Annotated in this window: 8 protein-coding genes and 3 pseudogenes; 2 read left to right on the top strand and 9 right to left on the bottom strand. The window is 66.1% G+C overall.

What is annotated here, in order from left to right; all coding sequences use genetic code 11:
• The 4 genes and pseudogenes from B4U45_RS29610 to B4U45_RS24785 form a co-directional block, all read right to left on the bottom strand.
• Positions 1-508 (bottom strand): PE family protein (locus tag B4U45_RS29610; RefSeq protein ID WP_244899392.1); only part of this gene is annotated, 508 nt, incomplete at its 3' end.
• Positions 509-811: 303 nt separating this feature from the next.
• On the bottom strand, positions 812-2,359 hold the full coding sequence (locus B4U45_RS24790; RefSeq protein WP_075549925.1) for a class I adenylate-forming enzyme family protein: 1,548 nt from the start codon (positions 2,357-2,359) through the stop codon (positions 812-814).
• Between the two features lie 29 nt (positions 2,360-2,388).
• A pseudogene (locus B4U45_RS30590) lies at positions 2,389-2,475 on the bottom strand (flavodoxin); the annotation flags it as partial.
• 63 nt (positions 2,476-2,538) lie between these two features.
• Positions 2,539-3,672 carry a PPE family protein gene (locus B4U45_RS24785; RefSeq protein ID WP_082275706.1) on the bottom strand — a complete coding sequence of 378 codons (1,134 nt, stop codon included), beginning with the start codon at positions 3,670-3,672 and terminating at the stop codon, positions 2,539-2,541.
• Between the two features lie 242 nt (positions 3,673-3,914).
• On the opposite strand from B4U45_RS24785, the gene B4U45_RS24775 reads away from it, so the two are divergent.
• Entirely contained in the window at positions 3,915-4,307 is a 393-nt protein-coding gene (locus tag B4U45_RS24775; protein ID WP_075549923.1) for a VOC family protein, read from the top strand.
• Positions 4,308-4,367: 60 nt separating this feature from the next.
• Here B4U45_RS24775 and B4U45_RS24770 read toward each other — a convergent pair whose 3' ends face one another.
• The 5 genes and pseudogenes from B4U45_RS24770 to pdxH all read right to left on the bottom strand — a co-directional run bounded on the left by B4U45_RS24770 (position 4,368) and on the right by pdxH (position 7,054).
• Entirely contained in the window at positions 4,368-4,820 is a 453-nt protein-coding gene (locus B4U45_RS24770) for a flavodoxin family protein (RefSeq protein WP_075549922.1), read from the bottom strand.
• Between the two features lie 29 nt (positions 4,821-4,849).
• Positions 4,850-5,047, bottom strand: a pseudogene (locus tag B4U45_RS24765) (flavodoxin); the annotation flags it as partial.
• Position 5,048: 1 nt separating this feature from the next.
• Positions 5,049-5,510: pseudogene (locus tag B4U45_RS24760) on the bottom strand (hypothetical protein); the annotation flags it as partial.
• A gap of 25 nt (positions 5,511-5,535) precedes the next feature.
• Positions 5,536-6,273, bottom strand: coding sequence for a 4-hydroxy-tetrahydrodipicolinate reductase (dapB, locus tag B4U45_RS24755; protein ID WP_075549921.1), 738 nt, complete (start codon positions 6,271-6,273; stop codon positions 5,536-5,538).
• A 106-nt stretch (positions 6,274-6,379) separates the two neighbouring features.
• The gene (pdxH, locus tag B4U45_RS24750; RefSeq protein WP_075549920.1) at positions 6,380-7,054 is read right to left on the bottom strand and encodes a pyridoxamine 5'-phosphate oxidase; all 675 of its coding nucleotides are present in this window, start codon (positions 7,052-7,054) and stop codon (positions 6,380-6,382) included.
• Positions 7,055-7,341: 287 nt separating this feature from the next.
• Between pdxH and pdxS the strand changes: the two genes are divergently transcribed.
• Positions 7,342-8,019: pyridoxal 5'-phosphate synthase lyase subunit PdxS (gene pdxS, locus B4U45_RS24745; protein WP_219859531.1), on the top strand; the 678-nt coding region annotated here is incomplete at its 3' end.

The following is an 8,019-nucleotide window of genomic DNA, read 5'->3' as shown; positions in this document are numbered from 1 at the left end:
CGGCGGCGGCGCCGCCCACCGCAGCTTCCGCGGCGTCGGTTCCGGCGGCCTCGGCGGCAGCCGGCAGAAGCGCACCGCTGCCCAACGCCAGCAAGTCCGACGCGGCCGACGCCCAGTTGCCGGTCCCGATGTTGAAGATATTGGCGAGATCCGTGAGCCATCCGGGAGTCTGGCTGGGCAGCAGCGCGCCGAGGATGTCCGACAAGGGCGAGGCCGCCGCAGACGAATTGGCAGCCTCCGCGGCCGCATAGGTCCCGGCGCTGACGCCGAGGGTATTCACCAACATCTCGTACATTGCCGCGGCTTCGGCGCTGATCTGCTGGTACAAGCTCCCGTAGGCGGTGAACATCGACGCCTGCAGCATCGACACTTCGTCGGCCGCCGCCGGTATCACACCCGTGGTGGGGACTGCCGCGGCGACGTTCTCCGCTTCCATCGTCGCGCCGATGGTCTGCAGCTTGCCCGCCGCAGCGGCCAGTTCGTCTGGCTGTGTCGTCAGGAATGACATCTGTGCTCCTTATGTTTCGAAACATGCCGACCGGTTGCGGCGGCCACTTCCTGTGGATTTGCTGGACAGCTTCTGGTTATTTGCTGAACAGTGTCTGTGCGTCGAGGATAAGGCTAGTGATCCACACTCCCGCCGTCGCAATCCGAAGGCGTCAACGATGAGTCCCGTTACGGTTTCTTAACGCGAACGCCGGCAGTGCTAACACTGTCCTGTCGAGCGTGACACCTTCCGGTGATCAGCGGCATCGAAATGGGAGGCGTGGCGCACATTTCTACGCCGTGTGGCGACGGCGCCAACCACCGGTCAACGCACCGGCGAACCCCACCGGACCTGTTCGCGGAGCTTTCCCTTGAGCAGTTTGCCGCCGGCGTTGCGCGGCAGTGCTTCGGTCACCACCGTGACGTACTGCGGAACCTTGAAGTCGGCCAGTTGCCGGCGGCAGTGTTCGAGAACCGCCGTCACGTCGATCGGGTCCGCGCCCGCGTAGAGCACCGCGCCGACCTTCTCCCCCATAACGTCGTCAGGCACCCCCAACACACAGGCATCGGCGACGCCCGGGGCCGACAGCAGCGCGGATTCGACCTCAACGCTGGAGACATTCTCGCCGCCCCGGTTGATGATGTCCTTCAGCCGATCGACGATGTGCACCCGGCCCGCGTCGTCGACACGTACCACGTCGCCGGTATGCAACCAGCCGTCGACGATCGTCGCCGCGGTGGCTTCCGGCCGGTTCCAGTAGCCCGTGGTCACGTTCGCCCCGCGGACCACCAACTCGCCCATCATCTCGCCGGGGTCGGGCTCGTCGCCGCGATACGGAACCACCCCGAGATCCACCGAGGGAACCGCATAACCGACCGAGTCGGCGTGTTCAGCCGCATCCCAATCAGGCAACACCGTCATCAGGGAGGCCGACTCGGTCATGCCGTATCCGTTGAACACCGTTGCGTGCGGAAACGCGTCCTTGACCGAGCGCACCAACGACGGGGCGATCGGCGCACCTCCGTAGCCGACCCAACGCACCGAGGAGGCGTCGATGCCGGGAAAACCCTTGTGCCGCAGCACTAACGAGTAGACAGCCGGAACCGTCACGAGGAGCGAGATGCGCTCGGCGGGAAGTGTCACGAGGAACTGGTCGAGGTTGAGTGCGGGCATGATCACCGACGCCCCGCCGACGCGGGCGGCTGCCAGCAGCTGCGAGTTGCAACCGGTCGCGTGGAACAGCGGCACCGAAATCAGGGTGCGCAGCTCGTCACCGAGATCTGGTGATAGCCCGAGACATCTGGCCCCGTTCTCGGTGTTGGTCACGAATGCCTCGTGGGTGGTCGGCACACCTTTGGGGTGGCCGGTGGTTCCCGAGGTGTAGAACAGCGCCGCCACATCGGATGGGCCGAGTTGTTCGGTCACGAACGGGTCGCCGTCGGGCAAAGCGGTATCCGCGCTCAGGTCGATCCGGGCCCCGGCATCGGACAACACGAAGTCGACCTCCAGCTGGGTGGAGCGGGTATTCACCGGCACCACAACGCCACCGGCCATCACGGTGCCCCAGAACGCCAGCACCCAATCGACTCCCGCGGGATAGCGCACGCCCACCCGGTCGCCGGCGCGCAGCCCACCCGCGCGTAGTCCGCCGGCGACTCGCGATGCACGATCCCACAACTGCCGGTAGGTCAGTCGCGCAGCGTCGAGCTCGACCACGGCTTCATTGTCGGGACGACGGTCGACCTGCTCGGCAAGCATGTGCAGCAGGGTGGGGGGGATCTCGTCGTAGTGCGGGACGCCGGCGCGATCGAGGCGGATTCCTGTCCGCGGGAACGGGTTGTGGTTCCTGGAAATCTCGATTACGTCAGGCACCTGGTCACTCCACGTCACTCCAGTTCGACGACGGCGACCGCGGCGCCGACGGTGTCGTTGTTGCCTTGTACCCACACACCGTAGGCACGGCTGAAGATGTGGTCCAGGCCCGGGTAACTGTCATGTCGACCAAGCTCTTACACCCGGGTGACGCGTCCGGATGTTTCCGTGGTCCCGGATCAGCCGAACACATGCCTGGGCATAACGGTGGGCTTGACTCCATACCGCGGGCCCGCGCCGGCGCCTGCGCCGTTGGCGGCGACGACCATTCCAGGCGCAGGCGGCACTGCCGCTATCGCTGCGTCCTCCTGCGGAACTGCCCACCCGGTGCCAGCCGTGGAGATGTCGGCGGTCACCGCTGGTGCGGCGGTAGACCAGCTCACCGGCACCGACAGCCGACCGACCGCGGATGCAGTGCCCACACCGGCCACGATCGGTGTTGCGCCGACCGCGGGGCTAACCGTGCGGGCCGGTGCGGCTGTCGAGGCGGCAACCGAACCCGCCCCGCTGGCGGTGACCCTGGTGGCGGCGTCGGTCCCGTCATTGCTGGTGGTCAAGGCCATATCAAAGTCCGCCATTACGCCCGAGACGCCGTGCCATGCATGATCGACGAACAACGGGTTGGGGTTGGTGAGGAATGACAAGACCGCATTGAGCCCCGACACCTGGGCCTCCGACGGTGCCGGTGAGGCGAGGCTCATAACTGCGTTTGGCAGGTTGCCGATCAGGTTGTTAAGACCGGTCTGCTGCGCGGAACCGGTGGCGGCCTGGCCGACGATCCCGGCTGGATTGGTGACGGCCGCCGGCCCGATCAGCGGGTTCAACCTGCCGGCTGCCGCCGAGGCGGCCGCATAGCCGTACATGGCCGCAGCGTCTTGCGCCCACATTTCCCCGTAGCGCGCCTCGACGGCCGCGATGGCCGGCATGTTTTGCCCGAAAATGTTTGTCGCTACCAGTTGGGCCAACTGGGCCCTGTTGGCCGCAACCTCGGCCGGGGCTACCGTCATCGCACGTCCGGCCTCAAAGGCGGCCGCAGATGCCATGGCTTGTGCCGCCGCGAACGCCGAGGATTCAGCCGTGTCGGTCAACCAGGCCACGAGGGGCTGCGCGGCGGCGGCCATCGACAGCGAGGCGGGACCCAACCACGGCTCGGTTCTCAGCCGGGTGACGATTGACTCGAAACAGGACGCTGCAGCGCTCAGCTCAACTGCGATGCCGTTCCACGCGGCCGCAGCCGCCACCAGCCCCGCCGCGCCCGCGCCGGCGTACATGCGCGCGGAATTGACCTCCGGAGGCAGGGCTCCAAAATCCACCGCGGCATTCCGTTTCTTAGCGAGTTCCTGGCGAGCGTGGGGTGCTTGAGTTGACGCAGCCCTTATTGCATCATGATCGCCGCCATCGTGCCTCCCAGTTGGTAGGCGCGCTCGCGCGCCGCGGCGTCGACGGCACCGACGACCTCGCCCGAAAGCGGACGACATTGTGACCCTGCCACGCCAGGCCATTATTGACCCACTGGACTCGTACGGGTCGCCAACCTACCCACGAAGAGGCCATCATGACGGAGCTCCGCACGTTTCTCTGGAATGAACTGCTGACTGACGACCAACTGACCGCCGGTGAGTTCTACAGCCAACTCTTCGGCTGGCAGCGCCGAGAAGTCGATGCCGGTCCACTCGGGACCTACACCGTCTTCCAGTGCGACGGACGCGACGTCGCGGGGATGATGAATCCCACCGCCCGTGACTACGCCGGGTCCCCGCCGCCACGATGGATTGCCTATATCGCCGTCGACAACGCGGCCAAGATCGCGGCCCGAGTGGCCGACCTCGGCGGGACGGTGCTCGAACCGCCCCACCATGTATCCGGGGTGGGAACGATCTGCATGTTCAAGGACCCTGTCGGTGCCGTCATCTACATGATGGAGCCCGATCGAACCCCAGCCGAGTGACCGACGACGGGGCACCCAGCCGCCCGATCGAATTCGAACAGCCCGACGCGATATCAGCACTCAGCCCATGAGCTGAGCGGCAACTGTCGCGCCGAGGTTCCAGCACGCTTCGACGTCGGCCCTGGTCGGCTTGCCCATCACCACCACCGTCTCGGCAACCTGCGCCCAGCCCAGCCCGGTCGTGATGGCGGCCAGACCCCGCTCCGCTCCCTCGGTGCCCTCGTTGCCGTGAATGTAGACACCGAACGGTCGCCCCCGCGTCGAGTCGAGGAGCTGGTAGTAGGCGCAGTCGAATGCGTGCTTCATGGCACCGCTGAGGTACCCGAGATTTGCCGGCGTACCCAGCACATAGCCGTCGGCCTCCAGCATCTCGACCGGCGATACTGTGAGCGCTGGGCGGCGGACGACCTCGACGCCCTCGATATCGGGGTCGGTCGCACCGGCGACGACCGCCTCGAACATCTCCTGGCAGTGCGGCGACGGCGTGTGGTGGACGATCAGCAGACGCGGCACTAGCTGGCCTTTCGCCGAATAGAGGGGTATCCGCTCACATAGTCCGTGGTGCCGAACAGGTGGCCGTCGGCGTCGAGCATGTCGGGAAGCGTTGCGGCCAGGGCCGGCCTGGCGATCAGGTGGACGCCCTCAATCTCGGGGTCGTGGGCCCCGGCCGGCACCGCCTCCAGCAGCTCGCGGATGGTCGGCGACGGGGTGTGGTGCACGATGAGCAGGGTCTTGGTCATCGCCGTGCCGGCGGCTCCTTTCTAGGCTCAGGGCCGTTTTCATGGCTTCGCGGGCCCGGCGGCGATCCCCCGCGTAGTCGTAGCCCCTGGCCAGCCGGTACCAGCGACGCCAGTCGTCGGGGTCGTCATGCAGTTCGGCGCGCACCATGTCGAACAGCGCGTCGGCCGCGGCGCGTTCGATGCGACCCGATGGCCGCCGCGGCAGTGCGCTGACGTCAAGTTCCATTTCGTCGTCGGCGATCAGCCTGGCCAGCTTCTGGTGCGCGAATCCGGCCCGCAGGGTGGCGATCATCGCCCACAGTCCGATAGCGGGCGTGACCAGCAGCGCCAGTCCCAGGCCGATGGCGGCAGCTCGGCCCGAGCCGATCAGCGCGACGGCGATGCGGCCCAGCAGGACGAAGTACACCAGCATGGCCGCACACAGGAAAGCGATCAGCAGCTGAATGCGCACGGTTCGCGCCATGCCCGTCATGCCCATCGCTGTAGCGTCATTGCAGGTCGAGCAACGGCTCGATGCCCAGGGTGAGGCCGGGACGCTCTCCGATGCGGCGCACCGACAGCAACACCCCGGGCACAAACGAGGTGCGGTCGAAGCTGTCGTGCCGGATAGTCAGCGTCTCTCCCTGGGTGCCGAACAGCACCTCTTGGTGAGCGACCAGCCCAGCCAGCCGCACCGCGTGCACCGGGATGCCGTCGACGTCGGCGCCACGGGCTCCGGGCAGGCTGGTGCTGGTGGCATCGGGATTGGGCGGCAAGCCTTTTCGGGCCTCGGCAATCAGCATGGCAGTACGGGTCGCCGTGCCCGACGGGGCATCGGCCTTGTTCGGGTGATGCAACTCGATGACCTCGGCCGAGTCGAAGAACCGGGCCGCCTGTTTGGCGAAATGCATGCACAGCACCGCCCCGATCGCGAAGTTCGGCGCGATCAGCACCGACGTCTCGGGCTTGTCGGCCAGCCACGACTCCACCTGCTGCAGCCGCTCCGCGGTGAAGCCAGTGGTTCCGACCACGGCGTGAATCCCGTTGGCAATCAAGAACTTCAGATTGTCCATCACGACGTCGGGGTGGGTGAAGTCGATGACCGCCTCGGTGTTGCCGTCGGTGAGCAGACTCAGCGGATCACCGGCGTCCACCTCGGCCGACAGGGTCAGATCTGCGGCGGCCCGGACCGCCGCCACCATCGTCGCTCCAACTTTGCCCTTGGCTCCCAGCACACCTACCCGCATTTGGTGAAGCCTACTGCGGCCGATCGATTCGCTCGCCCGCCAAGGTCCGACACCGGCCACGCACAGGACGATCAGGCAGGTGCGCCCACCGTTCGCTGGTATCAGGTCAGGGTTGCAGCCTGTCCAGCCGGCCGTTGCTGATACGGATCCGGTTGTGCAGCCGGTTCTCGCGACCCTGCCAGAATTCGACGACGTCGGGGGCGATACGGTAGCCACCCCACTGCGGCGGCACCGGAATCTGGTCCTGGTCGGCGAACCGACGCGTCACCTCCGAGAGCTGCGCGTCGAGCTCGGCGCGGGAACCGACGGGTCGCGACTGCTGCGATGCCCACGCGCCCAGCTGAGCACCGCGGGGCCGCTTGGACCAATACTCGAAAGTCTCGTCGGCGCTTACCTTGGTGACCGCACCGCGCACGTGGGCCTGGCGGCCCAACTCGTACCAGGGGAAGGTTGCCGACGCATACGGTGTCGCGGCGAGCTGCTGACCCTTCTCCGACGCGTAACTCGTAAAGAAAACCACACCCGACTCGTCCAGTAATTTGCAGAGCACCGAACGGCTCACCGGCTTTCCGTCGGCAACAGTGGCCAGCACCATCGCATTAGGTTCAATGACGCCGGCACGTTGCGCATCGCTCATCCACCGGCGGAGCAGCACGTGCCAGCCGACGTCGAGCCAGTGGAAGTCCAAATCGTCGCAACCGTCCTTTTCCGGACCGTATTCGCCACGCATCCTTGCCAACTCGTCGTCGTTAAGTTCGACGACCTGGGAGTTATCGTCCATCCCGACCTCCGGTGCTCCGCGAGCTTATCGCGCAATGGTCACATAAGATTTTTGCTACCGACCGTGCTGCCGGTAAGCCGAAACGGCACTCATGGGATCACATAATCGATAACACGGAATTCCTATCATATGATGAATTGATGCAGTCGCCGAAGGCACCGGATTTGTGTTACTGCTGCACAGTGTTGTGGTTTGTTCGGTAACGGTTTCGCCGCCGTTTACATTGACTGCTTGTCGGTAGCGACACGAGGCGCGCGATGGCAGTCGTCGTGGAGATTGGAGACACCATGGATGGTGCAGGTAGCCCGGCGACCGGTACGGCGCGGGTCAAGCGTGGTATGGCCGAGATGCTCAAGGGCGGCGTGATTATGGACGTCGTCACCGCGGAGCAGGCGCGCATCGCCGAGGGCGCGGGCGCGGTCGCGGTGATGGCGTTGGAGCGGGTGCCCGCCGACATCCGCGCTCACGGCGGGGTGTCGCGGATGAGCGACCCCGAAATGATCGAGGGCATCATCGCCGCGGTGACCATCCCGGTGATGGCCAAGGTGCGCATCGGTCATTTCGTGGAGGCGCAGATCCTGCAGAGCCTGGGCGTGGACTACATCGACGAGTCGGAGGTGCTGACTCCGGCCGATTACACCCATCACATCGACAAGTGGAAGTTCACCGTGCCGTTCGTGTGTGGGGCGACCAATCTCGGTGAGGCGCTGCGCCGGATCGGCGAGGGCGCGGCCATGATCCGCTCCAAAGGCGAGGCCGGCACCGGCGATGTCTCCAATGCCACCACCCACATGCGGGCCATCAGCGGCGAAATCCGTCGGCTGACGTCGTTGTCGGAGGACGAATTGTATGTGGCGGCAAAGGAGTTGCAGGCGCCCTACGAACTCGTCGCCGAGGTGGCCCGCGCCGGCAAGCTGCCGGTGACGCTGTTCACCGCCGGCGGGATCGCCACCCCGGCCGATGCG

It is taken from the genome of Mycobacterium persicum, assembly GCF_002086915.1.
GTDB classification, from domain to species: domain Bacteria; phylum Actinomycetota; class Actinomycetes; order Mycobacteriales; family Mycobacteriaceae; genus Mycobacterium; species Mycobacterium persicum.
The sequence above is the reverse complement of the archived record's forward strand: the minus strand, read 5'-3'. Positions and strand labels throughout refer to the sequence as shown.